Raw genomic sequence first — 20,264 nt, forward strand, 5'->3', positions numbered from 1 at the left:
TCTCGATGCGGCCATCAACCAACTGCTGGATAGAGACACGATTACACAGAATGGCAGCGAGTTCCGACTTGCTACGTCTCCAGATCCAAATGGGCTAACTCGCATTCAGGAGTGGACCACCGGTATGATCCAACAGATTGCCCGGCCACTCACGCTCGAACTTGATCGAGAGACCTCAGATCTCGATCAGAATTACACTTGGTCAACAACTGTCGAAAAAGTCGCTGATTCACAAGCGACTGACAGCCGAAGAAACCAGAACAATACGAGTCCACACAACGCTGGTACAGATTCCAATCGAGAGCAAGAATCGGAATCGACCAGGTAAACCCTTGATCTGCGTAGCGGTCTACCACTTTGTATGCTTCGTACTTCTGTTCGTCCAGCATCGTCCGTACAAACAACTGCTTAGAGACTCCTAACGATACGTATTGGTCCGTGGCAGGTGTAAGCATGAGTGAAGCCAGCTGCGTCAGGGGTAGAATGGTTGTCTAGGCAGTACGTGCTCGCTGAATACTCAAACACACTCGTTTGTCCGAGGCGAACTACTAGAATGAGAGATCGCAATTTCTCATCCTGATTGATCAATTCTGAGACGATAGTGTTGAGAATATTTATATTCACGGAGGCCTATAGTTAGAGTATGGTTGGACGCTTCCAGCGCGGACTCTCAATCGTTGACGATAGTGTCGACGTCTTCCGCGACAACCCCCGCCTTGCCCTCCTCCCGCTCCTGAGCCTCCTTTCAATTGGGAGCGCCTTGGCTGTCGTACTTGGTGTAGTACTCCAGTATCACAGCCTGGATACACTCATCACAAATGATCTCACTCAATATGCAGCCATATTCATCGTAATGGCTGTCTCGTCAAGTGTCGGCGTGTTCTTTAACGCCGCAGTTGTTCACTGTGTCTCCCGGTACTTCGACGGCGAAGATCCATCGGTTCGCGAAGGACTCGCTGCCGCATGGCAAGTCCGATGGAAAATCGCATTGTGGTCAGTGACGGCTGCTACGCTTGGAACTGTCCTCTACATCATTGACGATAAACTTGGACCACTTGGAAGCCTTGCACGGTTCCTCTTTGACATTGCCTGGGCACTCTTGACGTACTTTGTTGTCCCAGTTATCGTCCTTGAAGACACGGACGGTCTTCGTCCGATCCTAGAACAAAGCGGGTCGGCGTTCCGCGAAACCTGGGGCGAGAGTGTTAGTGCATCCCTCGGCGTTTCATTCGTGTTTTTCCCAATCGCAGTTCTCGGGATTATCGGTATAGGATGGGCGTATTTCCTCGCAAGTGGGACGGTGGCGTACGTCGTTGGTAGTCTCGGATTCGTACTCATTGTCGCCTCAATAGTTGCGACACAAGTTGTCGGCATGATCGTTCGAACCGCTCTGTACCGGTATGCGACGACAGGAGAGCAAGTTGGTCCGTTTGTCGGGCGAGAACCAAATCATGTCTTCCCGTCTAAGTGAGCGGTCACAGCGACACTTCCGTAGATAAGCATCCCGCGGTATCCACTCACGACAGGTGAACCTCCTCGGAACGAATTTTCAAGATATTTGATTTGCTTGGTGCACCGCTTTCTCGGTCTATCGGAGAATAACAACAGTCCGGATGGTGATCTATGTGCTTCTCGCTACTGGATAACCCACTTTCGCAGTCCCTTCTACTTTCTCGGTTGTCCAATTGTCAGATTGAGGATAGAAGAAACATTCGCCAAATGCTCAAGATGACTACATTCTTTGCAACCGATGATGGAAAAGATCCCTCCAACACTCGATGTCAGCAAATTAGCGAAGGATAGCGACCAGCAGATGCAGTTGGTCAGTCAATCCCGCGGACATTCACTCCTTAGCGAGGCTTCCAGAATGGTGAGCAGCTAATGGCTGACTTTGACCGGCGGACACTCCTCACTCTTGGCGGGTCCAGCGTAGCTAGTCTATTGACAGGGTGTTTATCCAGTAAGACTGAGTCTCTTGAGATCGCATCCGCTGACATAGAGACGAAGACGACACTAAAGACAACAAAATCCAAGGCCCTAAAACGCCAGGTTCGGTCGCTTATTCGCCTCATCAATGAAGGGTCATATGAAAAAGCCCACGAGCAATTTGGAGCCGATTTAGCGAAGCAGGTCAGTCCAGAACAACTGGAACAAGTTTGGAACGGTTTAGAAGATCAGGACGGAGAATTTCAGTCATTATCAAAATTAAAAGTTCGTAATCAAGAGGGGACCGGCATAGTAACCGGACAGATCACGTTCGAACATGGTAAGAGGAAGATCATTACAGCGTTTAATGACAAGACAATCATTGGCTTCCAAATCCGCCAATTGAATTCGAAATGGTCAGCGCCATCGTATGTGGATATCTCCACCTTTACTGAGCAGAATCTTACCATTCACGCAACTGATGCTTGTACACTTGGTGGAACACTAACGCTCCCAAACAACACCAACCAAGCCCCTGGAATTGTCCTCGTCCACGGCCAAGGACCAAGCGACCGTGATGGCACGATCGGACCAAATAAACCGTATAAGGATCTCGCGTGGGGGCTTGCATCCCATGGAATCGCTGTATTACGGTACGATAAGCGAACACAAGTTTGCAACCCGAATCTTGCAGAAATCACTATCGATGAAGCGGTAACCAATGACGCGCTGGCAGCAATCAAGATGCTTCGCGAATCACCAACGGTAGCAAATAATAGCGTCTTCGTGGTAGGACATAGCATTGGGGCAACGTTAGCGCCACGTATTGCGACTCGAGACAGCAATCTTGCTGGGATAGGCATGCTAGCACCGTTAGTTCGCTCGGCAGCCGACGCGATTGATGACCAGAACCAATACTTAGCCACCCGAGACGGAGTGGTGACAGACGCCGAAAAACAACAGCTTAAACAGGTTCATCAAATCACGGAACAGATTCGTTCACTCGACTTTCCCGATGATCAAGTAGTCTACCTTGGTGGCGATGAGTACTGGGGTAGTTTGCAAGAATACAACCCTCTCAAGGCTGCAAGGTGTCTTCCCATTCCACAGTTACTTCTCCAGGGAGAGCGTGACTACCAGGTCACTATTGAGGGGGATTACAAGCAGTGGCATGAGACATTGAGCGGTAAGTCGAATGTGAGCTTCGAGCGATACCCAAAGCTCAATCATCTGTTCATGCCCGGTACAGGCAAACCAAGTCTCGAAGAATATACAAAGCAGAATCATTTCGCCGAAAAGACGATTTTAGATATTGCATCGTTTGTGAAGAAGACCATCTCGACGAAACAGTAAGTCGGAGGCAAGTACCTCAACGTCCTCAAACATGCCAAAAACGTTGCCAAGACAAACGACGTGATGGTTGCTCGACTGGGCTACCGAGAGGTCGCGACCCACTACGGCTGTGCATACAAGAACGACGGCTATCGGGTGATGGAAGAAATGGCCGAACGAGTCCCCGGCGTGACCTACAAAGAGTCACGGACGCTGTGTGTGGACGATGCAATGGGCGTCGGTGGTCACCACATTGAAATCACGTTCGCCCACCCCGCTTAGCCGGGTGGATGCGAGCACACGAAGCGAACGCGGGAGGAAACGGAGGGCGCTGATTAGAGCGTTGTAATCACGGGGGGTCGCAGAACCCCCTCTCGAACCACACCACCACACGAGATTCACACCGCTTTGCCGATGAAACATGGTGGTAGTAGTCGGTTGGGTACGGTGGAGTGCGTCTATTTCTGCGTCTATTTCTGCGAAATGGAGGGGACACATTCGCGATCCCCCTCTATTACAACGGTATAATCGACTACTCTACCAGTGGTTATCAGGTCGACCAACCGAACATGGAAAACTCAATTACCGGCCGATATCGACAAATTTCTGAAACAAATGAGGGACGCTCATCCTGAGAAGATCAGCAGCAGCATCGTAGGGAGACTGAAACGAATCCCTTTCGTCAAGGTACGGTTTTCCCGCAGATTGGAACACTGCCTTCACGAACGTGGTTCGAGCGTTCTCGTTTTCAAAAAGACCGTGGAGGTACGTGCCGAGGACGGAATTCAACGCGGCGCTCCCTTCACCAATCGGCCTCTCAACTGGTTGCGTTGCAGTGGTTTGGCCCCTGTGGATTTCGTATCCATGGACCGTCCCATCTGCTTCGGACAGCAACCCAACTGGGTCTAGCGTTCGAGTTACTCGCTCAACGTGTTTCTCAGTGGTAAAGCGCGTTTCGACAGGAAGCAGATCGAAACCACTCACGACATCGTGATCGTCGGTGCTTTCGAGTGACGCATTTGTGATTCGTTTGCCAAGCATCTGATACCCACCACAGAGACCGACGACAGGACCAGAAAAGGCCGCTAACTGCTCATCGAATCCCGCGTTCCGTAGAGTGAGCAAATCATCGACGGTGTTCTTCGACCCGGGAAGCACAACCGCATCGACGCGGTCGAGACCAGATTGAGGTGGAAGATATGCAACACGGACACCAGGCTCATTCGCTAGCGGTTCGAGATCGGTGAAATTCGAGATGCGTGGTAACCGTGGAACACCAATCGTGACGGCACGAGAGTCTGGAACATCGTCATCGTCACCGAAAATCACCGGCTTATCTTGCTGTGGCAGTGAAACGCTGTCTTCCTCCGGAAGACCGGGATCGTCGTACGGCAACACGCCGAGAATCGGGACGCCCGTTCGATCTTCGATCGCTTCGATACCGGGGACCAACAGCGACTCGTCTCCACGAAACTTCGTGATGACCGCCCCCCGAACGCGGTCACGAACATCATCGGGCATGAGTTCCAACGTTCCGTACAGACTGGCGAACGCTCCACCACGTTCGATATTGACGAGCAGGAGGATCGACGCGTTCGCAAATCGTGCGGTCTCCACATTCGAGAGATCTCGATGGTGAAGATTGATTTCAGCGATGCTCCCGGCTCCTTCGGCAACGATAACATCGTGATTCGCTGCTAATCGTTCGTAGGATTCGATAGCAGCACGTTTGGCCCGCTCCCACTGTGACTCGTAGTACGCTCCAGCAGCAACGTTCTCGACGGCTTTCCCTTGAAGTATGAGTTGGCTTTCGCCATCCCCACGTGGTTTGAGCAGAACAGGATTCATATCCGTCGTCGCCGGGATTCGAGCAGCTCGTGCCTGAACATACTGTGAAACGCCGATTTCGCCATACCCACCATTAGGAGCAACGGCTACCCGAGCGTTGTTGCTCATGTTTTGCGCTTTGAACGGTGCGACCGACACGCCACGTCGGGCAAGGAGTCGACACAGTCCCGCAGCAACGGTGCTCTTTCCGACATGGCTTTCGGTTCCCGCGACGAGCACCGTCTCTGTCATCAGTACTCGGTTCCTTTACGGGCGCGTTGTCCATCGTCGATGGGATGTTTTTCCTTTCGGACGTTAGTGACCAGGTTCGCATAATCGTAGAGATACTCTGGTTTCCGGTGTCCGCCTGTAAGAACCAACTCCAGATTATCGGGCTTGGATTTGATGAGCTTGATGAGCGATTCTGGGTCGATCAGCTCACGGTTCACCGCATAGAGAATTTCGTCCAAAATCAGCATGTGTACTCCGTTCTCGGGAGGCCCGTCGAATGGAAGCCATTCATCGAGCGACACTTCGCCCGCGGCGTGGACGAGTTCTTCAGCTCGGGCAAATCCGGCCTTGGCTTTGGCGACGTGCTCGTCGTCGTTCGAGCCGTCGAGGAATCCATGCCACCCGTAGTTCCCCGTGTTTTCGTACGTGAATCCGGGAAAGTGCTCGATGGCGTTGTACTCCCCACGGACGTCTTCGACGCTTGACGCGCCACCCTTCATGAACTGGAGCATGTGAACGCGATAGCCGTGGCCCGCGGCGCGAAAGCCCATCCCCAACGAAGCGGTGGTCTTTCCCTTCCCATCGCCCCACCAGAGTTGAACGAGGCCAAACTCGTCGGGAGCATCAGGTTCGATTGGTCGGGACGTCGGTGTCCGGCCCTTGCCGGGCGTTTGTTTCAGCTGTTCGTTACGGTCCGTCTCGGTGGAATTGGAATCGTTTTCTGACATTGTTACAATGAATCGATAAAGGCGTCGAACGCGCCACTCGCGGCGTGAGCGTGACAGTACGTGCCGACCGTCTCGAACTCCGCCAATCCGTCATACTCTCCGTCGATGCCGGTTCCTCGTCTCACGTCGAAGGCGAAGGTGGCATCGGACGCGACATCCGCGCTCGAGTAATGAAATTCGTGTCCCCGAATTGTCGTTCCGCTATCGATACCGAACGGCTTCGAGCGGGCACGGAGTTCGACGTGATCAAGTGCTTGGTATCGTTCGTGCATTCGTACGTCGGCAGGGAGTACTCCCGCCATTGAATATGTCTGCTTGTTCATCGTGGTGAGTGATTCAACCAATACCATTAGACCGCCACACTCACCGAAAATTGGCAGTCCGTCACTCGCTCGGTCCGAAAGCGTCGAAAGCGACGGGCTGTCGGCGAGTCGTTCTGCATAGAGTTCCGGATAGCCACCGGGGAGATAGACGCCGTCGCAGTCGGGAAGGTCGTCACCCTCCGTCGGCGCGAACGTCACAACCTCGGTCCGAGATCGAAGTCGTTCCATGACAGCAGGATAGACGAAGCCAAATGCTGCATCCTGAGCGACTGCAACACGGCGATTTCGAGCGGGATTCGGTTCCTGCGCCGGTAGGCGAGGTGGCTCACGAGCGATATCCAACAGTCGATTCGCACGAACGTGTGCAGCGGCCTCATCGAGCGCGCCCGTTTCCACGGGGCATTCGTCACCCATCTGCAGTCCGAGGTGACGGTCGGGGATTTCGAGGCCGGATATCGGTGGAATTCGACCGAAATATCTCAACTCATCCGGGAGTGCATCGCGGATTCCCCGCTCGTGACGCCCGCCGTGGGCACGTTGAGCGATGATGCCAGCGACGCCAATATCCCGACCCGCTCGTTTGGCGTACTCTCGAAACCCGAGTGCAGTCGCGGCGACACTCTCCATTCCGGCGCTGGCATCAACGATGAGCACGACCGGAAGGTCAAGGACATCCGCGACTCGTGCAGTGCTCGATTGGTCTCCATCGTAGAGCCCCATCACGCCTTCGACGACGCAAACGTCGCCGTTTCCGCGGTAGTAATTTCGTCGTATCCCGTCTTCCCCTTCGAGCCACGTATCGAGTGTGCGAGAGGGTCGTCCCGCGATGGCGGCGTGATGACTCGGGTCGATGAAGTCCGGGCCTGCTTTTGCGGGTTGAACTGTCTGACCCGTTGCTTCGAGAGCGCGAATAATCGCGAGTGTTGCGACGGTTTTCCCGACGCCAGATGCTGTCCCGGCGATGACGAATCCATTCATTTTCGAGCCATGATCTCTGGTGATTTGTGCTGCAAGTTCCAACGTTGGACTGTCGGTCGGTAAATCAGGGAGGTCTTCCCGGATGAGGCTGGAGAAAGCCCAGGGTATGAAAGTGAGGTTGTGTTAGGTAAATATTTATTGAATACGTTCGAAGAGCGGTTACATGCGACAGAAGCTACTACTGATCGGTCTTTTGTTCGTAGCAATGATTGGCGTCCCTCCTGCAGCGACAGCGGCAGGGACCCAGCAATCGAGCTGTTCATTTCCTGTAAGCAAGACAGATGCGACCGGGACGAAGGTATCGCTCACCGAAGAGCCACAACGAGTCGTCACGCTCTCACCGAGCGCCGCACAGATAATGTGGGAAATCGGGGCAAAGGACAAGATTGTTGGCGTAACTCAGTATGCGAACTACCTGAAAGGAGCGGAGAAAAAAGCGAACGTGTCCGGTACCGGAGAGTCGTTCGTCAACGTGGAAAAAGTGGTCTCGCTCGAACCGGATCTCGTTCTCGCACCGAACACCGTCTCGAAGGAGACTGTAAAAAAACTCCGTGAGGCGGGACTGACGGTGTACTCATATCGAAGTGCAACCTCTATCGAGGACGTTTACCGCGATACCACCGTCACCGGCACCCTCGTCGACGAATGTGGAGGCGCGGAGAATACCGTTTCGTGGATGAAAGACCGTCTCGGTACCGTTCGGAAGGCAGTCGAAGGAGAGCAGCGGCCGGACGTCTTCTATCTCTTTTACGGATACACTTCCGGCAAAGGGACGTTCATCGACGAAATCGTCCAAACTGCTGGTGGCAATAATGTCGCCGCAAAGGTCGGCATCTCGGGGTACAAACAGATCAGCAAGGAAGTCGTTGTAAAGCAGGACCCCGATTGGATCGTCCTCAACGAACAAGACCCGGCCGTCCCGGACGAAACTGGATACCGGAACCTCACCGCCGTGCGGAAAAACCGGACGGTCGTGGTTCCCATCGAGTACATGAACCAACCCGCACCGCGAGTAGTCTATGCTATTACGAATCTCACGAAACAGTTCCATCCGGATGCATATGCAGCAGCGAACGCGACCAACACGAACACTACGACTACTACGTCCGAGACCACCACAGAGACGACAAACGCTTCTGCCAACAGCGAAAAAACAACGACGACAGAATCGAACGGACAACCGGGATTCGGTGTGACCAGCGCTGGCATCGCGATGATCGGTACGCTACTTTTCGTCCGCCGGTGGAAGTGAGAGAAGACCGGTACGGATAGTCGATTTTAAAGGCGAAACGTTTCGGATTGCACTGCGGTTGTAACGCCATATTCTGCCTCCTCGACTGACGACGGAATCGTTCGTGTCGCATAGCGCGAGCGCAGGCTCGCTTGGACAGCGTCGCGGACGCACACTCTCGCTGCTGCGCCGACAGGCGTCCCGCTTCCGGCAAAGGTCTCCCCCTCTCCGTTCGGGTCACACGCAGCGATAACCGCGTCCGTCGTCGTACCAGGAAACCCCGTATCGGCGAGTAACGTTGCTGTTTTCGCTTCGACGACAACGGACAACAGCGTCGCGAGACTCCCATCGTCGAGGGCGTGGGACGTTCCCAAAATGACGTTCACGGTTCCAACGTCCGAGTCTTCATCCACGGCATCAGCGAGGGTCTTCGTTCCGGTGTTCGAGTTGATAGGAAGCGCTGCAGGATTCGAGATACCGGCAGTGACGACAGCTTCGACCGACCCGCATCGTGCCCCGTAAGCGTGTCGGAGGTCGACTCCAGTGAGGAGTGCCGGACCGGAACGGTCGAACCCCACCTCTGTCCGGCGTTCGTCGATGTAGGCATCCAAGTCCGTCCGCTCGAATCCCTCCGGAACCGAGATATTGTAGGCGGCGTTCGCATCGGTGAATCCCCCGTCCCAACCGCTACTGAGCCATCTAGTTTCGGGGCGAGCTAGTCGAAGCACGTCGTTCCGAACAGTCGTCTCAAACATCGTCGAGTACGTCCAACAGTTGGTCGTTTTCGTCCGGTAAGCGTACTGCCACTCGAATATGTGAATCGAGACCGCGGAACGTCGTTGCATCGCGGACGGCGACACCCCGCTTACGGGCGGTCCGAACGATTTTGTTGGGATCACGCTCACCGACGTCCAACAACAGAAACGGGGCGTCTGAGGGATGGACATTGAACGAACCGGCGAGCGTATCGCACATTCTGCTGTATTCGTTTTGGACGCGGTCGCGGGTTTCGGTGATGAACTCGGTACACCTCATACTGTACGTTCCGACGGCCGCGGCAGGAGTTCCGAGCGTCCACGCTCGACGGGCGATTTCGAGTCGATTCCTTGCAGGGCCTGTCGTGACCGCGAATCCGGCACGCAATCCCGGCAAGCCGAATAGTTTCGTCAGGGAGCGAGCGACGACAACACCTACCTGACCTGCTATCGACTCCTGTTCGGTAAATCCGAGAAACGCCTCGTCGACGAGCAGTGTGGTTCCGGCATCCCGACACTGTCCCGCATAGCGACGGAGTGCGTCAGCATCGTAGAGATCGCCGGTTGGGTTGTTCGGGTTACAGACGACGACGAGTGCGTGGTCGGTCGGGTCCGTTTCGAGAATGCGGTCGTGAGGAACGAACTCGGGTGTCGCACCTTGGAGACACACCTCACGGTGGTACTCGCCGAAACTAGGGAACGGAACGAGTACCGAGTCGTCCGCCGAAACCGTCGTCTCGATGGTCAGTCGAATGGCGGCGAGGCCACCCGGTGTCGGAACTACTTCCTCTGGTGTACAGTCGACGTAGTTGGATGCTTCCGCACGATACTCGGGGTAGTCGTCCGGTGGGTACGTTCCGGACAACTCAAGGGCGTCACGATACACGGCTTCCACTCCGGTGGGAATTCGCGGATTGATATTGGCACTGAAATCGAGTATGTCTGGGTCATCGGAACTCCCGTGGGGAACACGTTCGACGGTGTCGACGGCGTCAGGGTCCATCGGCATCACCATCGAGTCGTTCATACACTTCGATAACGCTGTCCCGGACGGAATCCATATCGACACCCGCTCGGTGGGCAAGCGCGAGCGCACCACCCATTCCAACACCCTCTTTGCCTTCCCCATCGACGTATCGCTGCATCGAGACGTGGTCGTCCTCGTCGAATCCGGGGTCAGTGACTTCGAGGTCGATACCGAGCCTTTCACACGCTCGGGCGAGTGCGACCGTCTCGTCGTTGGCGACAAACGACGTCGTGGCCAGTCCGAGCGGGTCGTCGATTCCTGCGTGGCGAACGAGCGCCGCTGCCGCAAGCATCTGTGTTCCACCAGCAAGGGTTACGTCGATTCCAGATCCGAGGGCACCGATGGTGAATCCCGCCACTGTAGCGAGGACGGGGTCACCCATGCTATTCACCGCGAAGACAGGGTCACCGGCTGCGTCTCCCCGACCCAAGTCGCTTTGAGACAGTGCCTCCGAGACGACGTTTTGTTTGAGGCGAAGTGGGTTGTCCGGAAGCGAGGACGAAACAGGGATATCTTCGTCTAATGCCGTGAGAACTCCCAAAGCAGTGGTTGTCCCGCCAGGAATCGTCTCGCCGATCATGACTGAATCGTCGGGGAGCGCCGCGCCAAATCGTCGTGCTTCCTCATAGATTTCCTGTGCACGTGGAACCGGCTCCGTCTCTCGAATGTCTTCGCCTCCTTGTGCACCAACCGAAACCGTCGGGGTACTCGTCGGGCGTATCAACCCGGCATCGATAACGGTTAGCTCGAACCCGAGTCGTTCCCGAACGGCACGCGTTATGACCGCAGGTGTCGGACAGCCGCTTGGACTGACCGGCACGATCGGCGCCCGAACCGGCCGTCCGTATTCAACGATTTCGACGTCTGCACTCGGCGTATGTGCCATCAGATCCGGGGCTGCACCGGCGGCACTAATCCCGTCGATTTCGGCAGTGTGTGTCGTTCCCGCAGCGAGGACGAGCCTCATATGAATGCCTCCGCCACGGCCGCGTCGATCTGTCGGTTCACGTTGACAGCGAGACGTGCATCGTAAGTAATATACGTGGTTTCGGCATCTCCGTTGCCTACGATGTTGAGTCCGGTCGGAGCAAGTTCCCGTCCATCGTGCTCGAACGTCGTGTCGGTTCCCACTCCCAACTGCTGCTTGAGGGCGACGGGTGCACAGACCGTGAGCGAATCGCGGTCGTGTACGGAAAGGACACGGTCGAGACACTCTCCGGAGAGGAGCGGGAGGTCTGACACAACGGTGAAAATAGGTAGTTCGACGCGTTCGAGTGCGTACGAGAGGTCTTCGACGTATCCATCTCCAGGCGCATCGATGATGGACAGCGAGCGAGAGTCAAGATGACGCCGCGTTTCCGGCGTGTGCGGAGAGACGACTGCATGAATATCATCGATTCGGCTCTCAGCGACAGCAGTACAGACGCGGTCTGCCATCGGCACGCCGTCGATTTCGAACATCGGCTTCTCGACGGATGCGTCGAGACGCGTTCCTTTGCCACCGCACATCAAAAGAGCGTCCACATGACCACCCCCACGTGAAGCGCAACGAGTCGGGAAAGTTCGTTTGTCGCCCCGAATACGTCGCCGCTGACACCACCGAGCCACGATCGTGCCCACCAACCAATGATGGCGGTAGTAAGCAGACTGGCGCTCATCATTACGATACCCACCAGTGGCGGCCACGAAAAAGCTAGTGTCGGGAGCGAGACAATGACCGCGACGACGAAGCCTCGGGGTGTTTGGTCGACGAGTTGTGATCCCAATCCCTCGTGTGCGGGCGAACCGAACGCCGCCAATCCAGCCATTCCGAGTTTCGCACTCACCTCCGCGGTGACCACGATGGCGATGATGGCTTCGAGCGGAAGTGCGACTAATCCGACCGCGGCGAGCGCAAGTCCAACAACGAGGAGGGAAACGGCGAGAAGAGCACCGACGCCGACGTCCATATCTTTCATCACAGTACGGCGTTTCTCCGCCCCGTGTACTGCGGCTGCGTCGCCGAGGTCAGCCAGTCCGTCGACGTGATTGATGCCCGTGACCCCATACACAGTCGCGAGGAACAACGTAGCATCGACGGATGCGGGAAGCGGGAGCAGGAGCGGAATGGCAAGGAACATACCGATGACATATCCCGCCAAAGGAAACGCGACCGAACTGCGCCGGAACGCGTCCCACGCATCCTCATCGTGTCCTACCGGAAGCCGGCTCAAGAACCCGAGCGCGCCACGAACCGCGGTTAAAGCCACGCGATCACCCCTGCGATGACGTACGCGAGGAGGCTCGCTCGCCCAACAACACTCACGCCTTGTCTCACATCAGCAGCGGTTGGGAGCTGTGAACAGGGATTGAGCGTATAAACGCCTGCCTTTTCGAAACGAGTGTCGAGTGTTGCGGCAAGGGTCGCCATTGGCCACCCGGAGTTTGGGGACGGGGGTTCATGAGCCCACGAACTAGCATCTGAAAGAGAACCAGTTCCCCGACTGGCGACTGCGATGAATATTGCGCTGAGTCGTGCTGGAATCCACATCACCGCATCGTCGAGTCGCGCGCTCGCCCAGCCGACAGGTTTCGACCGATAGCCCAACATGGAGTCAAGCGTGTTGACTGCCTTCACCCACGTCGCCGCAGCGGCGGCCAGCGGAAGTGAAATGGGAGCACAGATGGCAAAGGCGAACAGGGACGCCACGAGGCCATCGGCCAAATTCTCAGAGAGGCTTTCGGCAACTGCGCTTCGAACTTCTCCCGGTGAGAGTGATGACGCGTCGCGCCCTGCAAGCGCTCGTGCCTCCTTCCTGGCAGTCTCGATATTTGTCTCGGTCAATTCCGTCACGTCGGTCGCGGTTTCGAGTAACATCCGCAGGCTCGTCGTCGTAAACAGTGCGATACCAGCGAGAACAGTCGCAACGAAGGGATGCACCGCGAGGGCTATCTGAACGAGGACACCGACACCAATGGCAGTTATTGCGGGCAATCCAAACGCAATCAGTAGACCCGTTTGTCGAGGAGCCGACCACTCGCGGTCGGTTGCGGCAACCACCTTGCCGAACCAGACGACAGGATGTACCCGCGTCGGTGGTTCCATGAAGAACCAATCTAGCAAGAGTGCGATCGTGACCGCGAGGACGCCATAGAGAGTCATTCGGGGCACTCCATTTCCCTCGAAATGTCGCTCAGTGTGACGTCATCGAGTAGAATCGCGGTGGCTCCCGCGTTGGTTGCCCCACCATCTGTTTCTAGATCGTCACCGATGTGGGTGAGTTCTGAAAGTGGGACGTCGAGCCGTGCAGAGATTTCGCGGAACGCATGTATATTGGGTTTCCGCCATCCACACTCGACGCTACTGACGACCGCATCGAAAACGTCCGGGACAAGATCGGACTGAGAAAGGGTATGTTGGACGAGTCCCGGAACACTACAGTTCGAGAGGATTCCAATCGGTCCACATCCATTGGCAGAGGCAACGGCGGCTTTAGCCCCTGCTCGTGTGCGAATCGGGGTTTCGAACGCATCGAGAAGTGACGTTCGAACGACCGAGCGTGAGACATCTCTCCCACGACTCTCCAATCCCACTGTTACGTGGTCGACGAGCGAGAGTTCTTCACCGGGAGGGACATCAAGATGGGGAGTCGTATAGACGTGCGTCCAGTCCGGCGGAATAGAAACACCCCGCTCGGAGAGTGCAACCGCAACGGCTTGTGCAGGGTCATCTGGCGGTGTGACTTCGACGAGCGTCCCGAAGAGATCGAACGAAACTGCCACGACCGAATGATATGTGGACCATCTATTTGAATACGGAGGAACTCCCTTCTTTGAACGATCTCGATCGATCATCTCCCACGCCTATGTTACCGATAAAAGACGTCCCGCACCGCTTCTAATATTTCACCGGGGTCGAAGTCTTCTAACTGCTTTTCGACGAATTAGGAACGATGAATCGTGCTGTCGGGTGCGAGCATCGGTCTCGCGTATAGTCAACCTCGTGCCGGATTACGAGACCGAAGAGAGTGTTGACGACGATTTATCGAATCTCGTTTCAGAAGTCTCGAATGCAGGCCGTCAACTCTTCGAGACAGTACAGCGCTCGGAACAGAACACCGAGCTCGTCAACTTCCGCGAAAAGCGAGCCGAGAGTCAGCAAGTCGAATACAAGTATCTCGACGTCCTCGAGCATGCGAAGAACGTCGCCAAGACGAACGACGTGATGGTTGCACGACTCGGCTATCGAGAAGTCGCAACGCACTATGGCTGTGCGTGCACAAACGACGGCTATCGGGTGATGGAAGAAATGGCCGAACGGGTGCCCGGTGTGACCTACAAGGAATCTCGAACGCTGTGTGTGGACGATGCCATGGGTGTCGGTGGTCACCACATTGAGATCACGTTCGCCCATCCTGACCTCGCCGGGTGGATGCGAGCCCACGAAGCCAACGCGGGAGGAAACGGAGGACACTAATTATAGCGTTGTAATCACGGGGGTTCGCAGAACCCCCGCTCGAACCACACCACCACACGAGACTCACACCGCTTTGCCGGTGAAATATAGTGGTACTAGTCGGTTGGCTACGGTGGAGTGCGGCTGTTTCTGCGTCTGTTTCTGCGTCTGTATCTGCGAAATGGAGGGGGTCGCTCTCGCGATCCCCCTCTATTACAACGGTGTAATCTAGCCTTCGAGGAGCAAGACGAGAATGATCCAACTATCGACGCAAGTCTTATTACACAACACATGAATTATGTATTGTATGGCAAAAGCCGAAGGCAATCCCGAACACGTCATTGATGGTTTCCTCTCGGTTGCCCAGCTGCTCACTGAACCACGGCTGGCCCGTCTCTATACCTATATCCTGCGAAATGAAGCAGTGACGATCGACGAAATCGTCGACGGAGTAGAGACACCCCGAACGACCGCCTATTCGGATACAGCGACACTCGTAGAGATGGGCGTCTTGTCCCGTGATGAAGCACAGAAAACACACACCTACGCGGCGACACCGATTACGCTGACTGCAGATATTGATGGGGCAGAATATACGATCACACCCACCCTCATCGAAGCAGTCGGCCGGACTCCGCAGGATCAGGATCTCGACCTCCTCCTCGACCGATATGGACTCGGCAAGCTTGCTGCTGCACTCACGTACGCCGTTCCCTACGTTGATGGGGAAATGACCGAGCGAATTGCTGCTCGAGAGCTTGATCTCCAGGTTGCGTTCGCGATCGCTGTGCTGCATGCACTCAGGGAAGTCATTCTCGAGATGCAACCACACGACCCCTACTTTAATCGGATCCAAAACGCACGCGACCACCCACCAGACACGGAGACGTAGGAGAGGAAAAAATGAGTGACGTTGGTTCGGATATCGCGAGTGACGCCTGGGTTGCAGATTCGGGATTATTCATCGCCTGTGGACGACAGCAAAACAACAAGTACACCGCACTCAGGCGGTTTGCACAACGCAACGGAATTTCGTTTGTGATACCTCAGCGAGTATACGCCGAACTTGGTGGAGCACCTAATCGAAGTACACCAGGTCAAACACCGATCAACAGTGCGATCGATGCCGGGTGGGTGACGATCGCTGACGAACTCGATTATACAAATAGTGCAGTCGCAGCAGTGATGGATACCGTCCGACGCTTCATAGCACAGGCGTCACATCGAAGCGAGGATCAGATCGAGAAAGCGGATACAGCACTTGCTGGCGTTGCAATGCAGCTCCTCGATAGCGGCAGTGTAGCGTCTGTCACCGTTGTCACGACCGACACCGACGCTGGCAAAGGTGTTGTGCGAGCAATCGAAGCTCGGGGATTCGAAGGGCAAATAGGATTCAAATACGGATTCGATTTGATCGAAGAAATCACCTAATCGAGGAGCTTGCACAACGCATCGAAGAACTAGAAACGTCTGCATCCGCGACACAAGCCCGTCGAGAGGCGATCACCCGCAAAAAGCGAGGGTATGATGAGCGCACCGACTCAAATCAAACCGGTGTGCCCGTCGTTCCTTTGTCCCGTTCTAGTGGTGCCTTTCGTGCAGCATACAGGTGACGGACAGCGCCAGCGGTGAACGTAAGGGCCCCGAGAATCATCGGCGTATCCCCGAACGTCCGTGCCCACAACAACGTCTGAATGTGTGGCTGTTCATAGAACTCCAGACTCCGTGCGGCAGCATAGCCATCCGTGTAGACCGCCCGGAGTTGAGCGAATCCGACCGGAAGCAACGATGCAACGACCATGATTGTGAGCCCGATATTCATGAACCAGAACGAGACTCGGAACCACGTCGGATCCCACACCGCCTCGGGCGTCACAACACGCAGGATGTAGGTCCCAAGCCCAAGTGCAAGCAAACCGAACGCTCCGAACGTTGCCCCGTGGGCATGGGCGACAGAGAGATAGGTTCCATGCTCATAGTAATTGATCACCGGCAAGTTAACGAAGAAGCCAAGCACACCGCCACCGACGAAGTTCCAGATACTACTGCCAAGAATGAACAGCAACGGAATGGTATACGGGAATTCCTCGCCCTGGGATTTTAATGACCGGTATTCGCCGATACTTCGATACAGAACGAACACGAGCGGGACGAACTCAAGCGTCGAGAACGTCGTCCCAAGCGGCACCCAGAAATCAGGGAGGCCAACCCACCAGTAGTGATGCGAGACGCCGACGATACCCGCCGCCATGATCGCGAACACCTCAAAAAGAATTGCTTTCTCTGCCTCCTCTTTCTCTAAGAGTTCCATCGATACGAGGGCAACAGAGATGATGGCAATCACAAAGAACTCGAAGACGCCTTCGACCCACATGTGGACGACCCACCAGCGCCAGAACTCTGTCACTGCCATGTTCGTCTCTGGAGTGTAGAGCATGCTCGCACCGAATAGCAGTCCGATCGAACCACCCGCGTATACCAAGAAGTGTCCGAGCCCCCCGAGCGGTTCGTCCATCTGTCGAACACTCCGAAGTACTAGTCCTGTCCATCCAGCGAGTCCACCAAGCAAGAGCAACTTCCAGAGTCGGCCCACCTCGAGATACTCAAGCCCTTCAGAGCCGAGCCACCACCAGAGCCTGCTCTCTTCAGGCGAACCGAATTTACCCTGTATTCCAAGCCAGACTCCCGCGAACGCACCAGCGGTCGTGATGACGAGTAATCCAAGCAGCACCGATGCGCCCGTCGCTTGCCAGGGCGGGTCGCGGTCGCTGAATAGCCCTGGGAGGAAGAGTCCCCCTGCAAGCCACAGGGTCGTTATCCACAGGATTGCGAGATTGAGATGCCACGTTCGAACCGTCGTGAATGGCAGTAGCGAAACGAGGTCGATTCCGAGCATTTCTTCAATCCGGAAAAAACCCGTCCGCTCAACGTAATAGTGCGCGAGCAGCGCCCCAGTAAGTACCTGCACTGCGAACAGTGCCCCAGCAACCGGGACGTACCACGCCGCAGCATACTGCGTAGGAGTGATCGACACCGAGTCAGGCGATGGAATGTCGATAACGTCGGTCGTCGGTTCAGCGAAGTCAAGCGAGTGATACGCCCATACTCCGAGGCCACCACCGAAGATAAGCAAGAAGACGCTGATCGTGCTCCAGACCAACACCTGCCCGGTCGGCCGGTTCCCGACCGCTGGTTCATACGGCCAGTCGTTCGTGTATGAGTGGGTTGAGTCTGGTCGATTAGTGTGGGCAAACCATGCTGTCCAAACAGCGAAGTCGGCGATGCGCTCGGCTTGTTCGGGCGTCGCAATGAATTCTGGCGGAATCCCTCGGTCAGGGTCACCTTTGTGGTACCGCTCGATGTACTGTTCACGAATTCGCCGATGGGCATACGCTTCAGCGGCCGAATACTGGATGGTTGATCCATCTGGAGCGTCGGCGTCGAGTTCTCGTTTGACGCGTTCTTCGATGGTGACCTGCTCGTCGTCATCGAGTGCCTCGATAGAGTCTTCTCCCTGTTCTCGTGCATAGTACTCCTGCATGAACTCAGCCTTAAGGTGTAGAGCATCAGCTGTGAGATCGACTCCGAAATACGATCCGTTACCGAGGATTGACCCCTGGTTCATCAACCCATTGGCCTGAAACAGCTTCTTTCCCAGCCGGATCTGTTCGTCGGTGGCGACAATGTCGCCATTTTGGTCACGGATTTCGTCGGGAATTGGCGGCGCATGCCGATACGACTTCCACGCTCCCAAACCCATTCCAACAAGATTGGCGATGAACAGTGCAACGAGTACTATCGAACCAGTCCGCTTCGAGTTGAGTGTCTCGAAGTCTACATCCTCTTCACGGATGGCTCGTACGATTTCCGGGAGAGCATCGACGAGTCCTTTGTTTGGAGGTCCATCCACATCGCTATGCATGGGAAGCAGGTGTGAGGCCAGTTTGATCAGAACGCGTTCGAAGGCGGGATCGATTCGATCACCATCAGAAAGGATAGCCATCGCAGCAACTGCTGCTGCGGTCGTCGGTGAAGCATGCCCCTGATCCGCCTTCACGTCGGTCGTCCGTGTTTCTTCCACCACTCGCGGTAGGTCCTCAACGAACAGCTGTTCGACCTGCTGAGCCGTGTCGATAGCATCTCGCTCGAGAAAATCGCCGACAGAGTGGACCCGATCCTCATCACCGTCAGCCACGAACCTGGATAGCACCTCCGTCAGGGTATCGTCGACCGAGCGATCGACGTCTGCCTTCGACTCTCCTGAGAGTTCGTCAGCGATACGTCCGAGCGATTGTGTAGTTTCCTCGGTGGTCTTCACGGCGAATTGGCTTCGGACCACCTCGAGTAAATGATCGTCGAGGCGGGTTTTCTCTAAATTATATCGACGCAAGAAGGTCTCAAGCGCACGATCATCCGAGAATTCGAGATTGTCACTCGGCTCGTACTGTTCTATAAATCGAGCAATAGTATTCTCGATTGCATGAGCCGTGCGTTCGTTAGTGAATTGATCAATCAGTGTTGTGAGCTCGGCGACTGCTTCTGTCCTCGTGCCGAGTTTGTCCTTCAAATAGGTCGTTGTCTGTTCCTGTAGCGACGATACTTGTTCGTGATCTGGAGTCGATATTTTCTGCGAGAGGCGTTTTTTGATGGACATGGTTCACATTATTATTTAATTTATCATTTCCCACAGACACTACTATAGAGCACCACGTAAGCGTATGGGTCAGATACAATCAGTACAACACTCAATTCAACAAGATTTCACCCCCGTCGATGAGCTTGAAGACTATCGCACAGAGGCGGTGAAAGCACATGCCCAAGATCGACAGCAGCACAATCAACGAACTCACCAACGCAGAGGAGAAGAACACCCGTGTGCGAGCGTCAGTTTCGCGTATAATCAATCTCGTGCGCGATTACGAGACCGAAGAGAGTATTGACGACGACTCACCGAACCTTGCCGCCGAAGCATCGAATGCAGGTCGCCAACTCTTCGAGACAGTGCAGCGTTCGGAACAGAACACGGAGCTCGTGAACTTCCGTGAGAAGCGCGCCGAGAGTCAGCAAGTCGAGGACAAGTACCTCGATGTGCTGGAACATGCAAAGAACGTCGCCAAGACGAACGACGTGATGGTTGCACGATTGGGCTATCGGGAGGTGGCGACTCACTACGGCTGTGCATACAAGAACGACGGCTATCGGGTGATGGAGGAGATGGCCGAGCGTGTGCCCGGCGTGACCTACAAGGAATCGCGAACGTTGTCGATTGACGACGCCATGGGCGTTGGTGGCCATCACATCGAGATTACGTTCGCCCACCCCGACCTTGCCGGATGGATGCGCGCCCACGAAGCCAACGCAGGAGGGAACGGAGGGCGCTAATTATAGCGTTGTAATCACGGGGGTTCTCCGAACCCCCTCTCGGGCGGCACCACCACAAAAGATTCACACCGCATTGCCGGTGACACATG

Annotated in this window: 19 protein-coding genes and 1 pseudogene; 9 read left to right on the forward strand and 11 right to left on the reverse strand. The window is 55.4% G+C overall.

Annotation, left to right across the window (positions count from 1 at the left end; all coding sequences use genetic code 11):
• The 4 genes and pseudogenes from LJF34_RS27625 to LJF34_RS27640 form a co-directional block, all read left to right on the forward strand.
• Positions 1-328, forward strand: a pseudogene (locus LJF34_RS27625) (hypothetical protein); the annotation flags it as partial.
• 315 nt (positions 329-643) lie between these two features.
• Positions 644-1,471, forward strand: a complete 828-nt coding sequence (locus LJF34_RS27630; RefSeq protein ID WP_231189835.1) for a DUF6159 family protein — start codon at positions 644-646, stop codon at positions 1,469-1,471.
• A gap of 410 nt (positions 1,472-1,881) precedes the next feature.
• Positions 1,882-3,279 carry a DUF3887 domain-containing protein gene (locus tag LJF34_RS27635; RefSeq protein WP_231189838.1) on the forward strand — a complete coding sequence of 466 codons (1,398 nt, stop codon included), beginning with the start codon at positions 1,882-1,884 and terminating at the stop codon, positions 3,277-3,279.
• A 63-nt stretch (positions 3,280-3,342) separates the two neighbouring features.
• Positions 3,343-3,540, forward strand: a complete 198-nt coding sequence (locus LJF34_RS27640; protein ID WP_231189840.1) for a hypothetical protein — start codon at positions 3,343-3,345, stop codon at positions 3,538-3,540.
• Between the two features lie 300 nt (positions 3,541-3,840).
• Here the strand turns inward: LJF34_RS27640 and LJF34_RS27645 are convergent, their stop codons facing one another.
• Genes LJF34_RS27645 through LJF34_RS27655 form a run of 3 tightly spaced genes read right to left on the reverse strand, consistent with a single transcriptional unit; the run spans position 3,841 to position 7,345 of the window.
• Positions 3,841-5,337 (reverse strand): cobyric acid synthase, encoded by a 1,497-nt coding sequence (locus tag LJF34_RS27645; RefSeq protein WP_231189842.1) that lies wholly within the window; start codon positions 5,335-5,337, stop codon positions 3,841-3,843.
• Positions 5,337-6,044 carry a cob(I)yrinic acid a,c-diamide adenosyltransferase gene (locus LJF34_RS27650; protein ID WP_231189844.1) on the reverse strand — a complete coding sequence of 236 codons (708 nt, stop codon included), beginning with the start codon at positions 6,042-6,044 and terminating at the stop codon, positions 5,337-5,339. The genes LJF34_RS27645 and LJF34_RS27650 overlap by 1 nt, the downstream gene beginning before the upstream one ends.
• 2 nt (positions 6,045-6,046) lie before the next feature.
• On the reverse strand, positions 6,047-7,345 hold the full coding sequence (locus LJF34_RS27655; RefSeq protein WP_231189846.1) for a cobyrinic acid a,c-diamide synthase: 1,299 nt from the start codon (positions 7,343-7,345) through the stop codon (positions 6,047-6,049).
• 205 nt (positions 7,346-7,550) lie between these two features.
• Here LJF34_RS27655 and LJF34_RS27660 point away from each other — a divergent pair, with 205 nt between their 5' ends.
• The gene (locus LJF34_RS27660) at positions 7,551-8,597 is read left to right on the forward strand and encodes a PGF-CTERM-anchored ABC transporter substrate-binding protein (protein WP_231189848.1); all 1,047 of its coding nucleotides are present in this window, start codon (positions 7,551-7,553) and stop codon (positions 8,595-8,597) included.
• A 26-nt stretch (positions 8,598-8,623) separates the two neighbouring features.
• Here the strand turns inward: LJF34_RS27660 and LJF34_RS27665 are convergent, their stop codons facing one another.
• From LJF34_RS27665 to LJF34_RS27695, 7 genes are read right to left on the reverse strand one after another with little or no spacing between them, the layout of a single operon-like run.
• Positions 8,624-9,331, reverse strand: a complete 708-nt coding sequence (locus LJF34_RS27665) for an adenosylcobinamide amidohydrolase (protein WP_231189849.1) — start codon at positions 9,329-9,331, stop codon at positions 8,624-8,626.
• Positions 9,324-10,358 (reverse strand): threonine-phosphate decarboxylase, encoded by a 1,035-nt coding sequence (locus LJF34_RS27670; RefSeq protein WP_231189851.1) that lies wholly within the window; start codon positions 10,356-10,358, stop codon positions 9,324-9,326. Before LJF34_RS27670 ends, LJF34_RS27665 begins: the two co-directional genes overlap by 8 nt.
• Positions 10,324-11,325, reverse strand: coding sequence for a nicotinate mononucleotide-dependent phosphoribosyltransferase CobT (gene cobT / locus LJF34_RS27675; RefSeq protein ID WP_231189853.1), 1,002 nt, complete (start codon positions 11,323-11,325; stop codon positions 10,324-10,326). The genes LJF34_RS27670 and cobT overlap by 35 nt, the downstream gene beginning before the upstream one ends.
• Positions 11,322-11,867 (reverse strand): NTP transferase domain-containing protein, encoded by a 546-nt coding sequence (locus LJF34_RS27680; protein ID WP_231189972.1) that lies wholly within the window; start codon positions 11,865-11,867, stop codon positions 11,322-11,324. Before LJF34_RS27680 ends, cobT begins: the two co-directional genes overlap by 4 nt.
• The gene (gene cobS, locus LJF34_RS27685) at positions 11,867-12,607 is read right to left on the reverse strand and encodes an adenosylcobinamide-GDP ribazoletransferase (protein WP_231189855.1); all 741 of its coding nucleotides are present in this window, start codon (positions 12,605-12,607) and stop codon (positions 11,867-11,869) included. Before cobS ends, LJF34_RS27680 begins: the two co-directional genes overlap by 1 nt.
• Positions 12,598-13,500, reverse strand: coding sequence for an adenosylcobinamide-phosphate synthase CbiB (gene cbiB / locus LJF34_RS27690; protein ID WP_231189857.1), 903 nt, complete (start codon positions 13,498-13,500; stop codon positions 12,598-12,600). The genes cobS and cbiB overlap by 10 nt, the downstream gene beginning before the upstream one ends.
• Positions 13,497-14,120, reverse strand: coding sequence for an HAD family hydrolase (locus LJF34_RS27695; protein WP_231189860.1), 624 nt, complete (start codon positions 14,118-14,120; stop codon positions 13,497-13,499). Before LJF34_RS27695 ends, cbiB begins: the two co-directional genes overlap by 4 nt.
• 187 nt (positions 14,121-14,307) lie before the next feature.
• Here LJF34_RS27695 and LJF34_RS27700 point away from each other — a divergent pair, with 187 nt between their 5' ends.
• The 3 genes from LJF34_RS27700 to LJF34_RS27710 all read left to right on the forward strand — a co-directional run bounded on the left by LJF34_RS27700 (position 14,308) and on the right by LJF34_RS27710 (position 16,224).
• Positions 14,308-14,814, forward strand: a complete 507-nt coding sequence (locus LJF34_RS27700; RefSeq protein WP_231189864.1) for a hypothetical protein — start codon at positions 14,308-14,310, stop codon at positions 14,812-14,814.
• A 286-nt stretch (positions 14,815-15,100) separates the two neighbouring features.
• Positions 15,101-15,685 carry a BlaI/MecI/CopY family transcriptional regulator gene (locus LJF34_RS27705; RefSeq protein WP_231189867.1) on the forward strand — a complete coding sequence of 195 codons (585 nt, stop codon included), beginning with the start codon at positions 15,101-15,103 and terminating at the stop codon, positions 15,683-15,685.
• An 11-nt stretch (positions 15,686-15,696) separates the two neighbouring features.
• Positions 15,697-16,224 carry a hypothetical protein gene (locus LJF34_RS27710; protein WP_231189869.1) on the forward strand — a complete coding sequence of 176 codons (528 nt, stop codon included), beginning with the start codon at positions 15,697-15,699 and terminating at the stop codon, positions 16,222-16,224.
• A gap of 115 nt (positions 16,225-16,339) precedes the next feature.
• Here the strand turns inward: LJF34_RS27710 and LJF34_RS27715 are convergent, their stop codons facing one another.
• Positions 16,340-19,447 carry a cbb3-type cytochrome c oxidase subunit I gene (locus tag LJF34_RS27715; RefSeq protein WP_231189870.1) on the reverse strand — a complete coding sequence of 1,036 codons (3,108 nt, stop codon included), beginning with the start codon at positions 19,445-19,447 and terminating at the stop codon, positions 16,340-16,342.
• A 158-nt stretch (positions 19,448-19,605) separates the two neighbouring features.
• Between LJF34_RS27715 and LJF34_RS27720 the strand changes: the two genes are divergently transcribed.
• Positions 19,606-20,175 (forward strand): hypothetical protein, encoded by a 570-nt coding sequence (locus LJF34_RS27720; protein ID WP_231189871.1) that lies wholly within the window; start codon positions 19,606-19,608, stop codon positions 20,173-20,175.
• Positions 20,176-20,264: the final 89 nt, after the last annotated feature.

It is taken from the genome of Haladaptatus sp. DYF46 (genome assembly GCF_021083305.1).
Lineage (GTDB): Archaea > Halobacteriota > Halobacteria > Halobacteriales > Haladaptataceae > Haladaptatus.

Excerpts from the sequence above, each read along its gene's own strand:
- LJF34_RS27665 (WP_231189849.1), bottom strand. The coding sequence starts at position 9,331 with ATGTTTGAGACGACTGTTCGGAACGACGTGCTTCGACTAGCTCGCCCC.
- LJF34_RS27645 (WP_231189842.1), bottom strand. The coding sequence starts at position 5,337 with ATGACAGAGACGGTGCTCGTCGCGGGAACCGAAAGCCATGTCGGAAAG.
- LJF34_RS27710 (WP_231189869.1), top strand. The coding sequence starts at position 15,697 with ATGAGTGACGTTGGTTCGGATATCGCGAGTGACGCCTGGGTTGCAGAT.
- LJF34_RS27715 (WP_231189870.1), bottom strand. The coding sequence starts at position 19,447 with ATGTCCATCAAAAAACGCCTCTCGCAGAAAATATCGACTCCAGATCAC.
- LJF34_RS27635 (WP_231189838.1), top strand. The coding sequence starts at position 1,882 with ATGGCTGACTTTGACCGGCGGACACTCCTCACTCTTGGCGGGTCCAGC.
- LJF34_RS27655 (WP_231189846.1), bottom strand. The coding sequence starts at position 7,345 with ATGAATGGATTCGTCATCGCCGGGACAGCATCTGGCGTCGGGAAAACC.
- LJF34_RS27660 (WP_231189848.1), top strand. The coding sequence starts at position 7,551 with ATGATTGGCGTCCCTCCTGCAGCGACAGCGGCAGGGACCCAGCAATCG.
- LJF34_RS27705 (WP_231189867.1), top strand. The coding sequence starts at position 15,101 with ATGGCAAAAGCCGAAGGCAATCCCGAACACGTCATTGATGGTTTCCTC.
- LJF34_RS27640 (WP_231189840.1), top strand. The coding sequence starts at position 3,343 with ATGGTTGCTCGACTGGGCTACCGAGAGGTCGCGACCCACTACGGCTGT.
- LJF34_RS27680 (WP_231189972.1), bottom strand. The coding sequence starts at position 11,867 with ATGTGCGGTGGCAAAGGAACGCGTCTCGACGCATCCGTCGAGAAGCCG.
- cobT (WP_231189853.1), bottom strand. The coding sequence starts at position 11,325 with ATGAGGCTCGTCCTCGCTGCGGGAACGACACACACTGCCGAAATCGAC.
- LJF34_RS27670 (WP_231189851.1), bottom strand. The coding sequence starts at position 10,358 with ATGAACGACTCGATGGTGATGCCGATGGACCCTGACGCCGTCGACACC.
- LJF34_RS27650 (WP_231189844.1), bottom strand. The coding sequence starts at position 6,044 with ATGTCAGAAAACGATTCCAATTCCACCGAGACGGACCGTAACGAACAG.
- cbiB (WP_231189857.1), bottom strand. The coding sequence starts at position 13,500 with ATGACTCTCTATGGCGTCCTCGCGGTCACGATCGCACTCTTGCTAGAT.
- LJF34_RS27630 (WP_231189835.1), top strand. The coding sequence starts at position 644 with ATGGTTGGACGCTTCCAGCGCGGACTCTCAATCGTTGACGATAGTGTC.
- LJF34_RS27720 (WP_231189871.1), top strand. The coding sequence starts at position 19,606 with ATGCCCAAGATCGACAGCAGCACAATCAACGAACTCACCAACGCAGAG.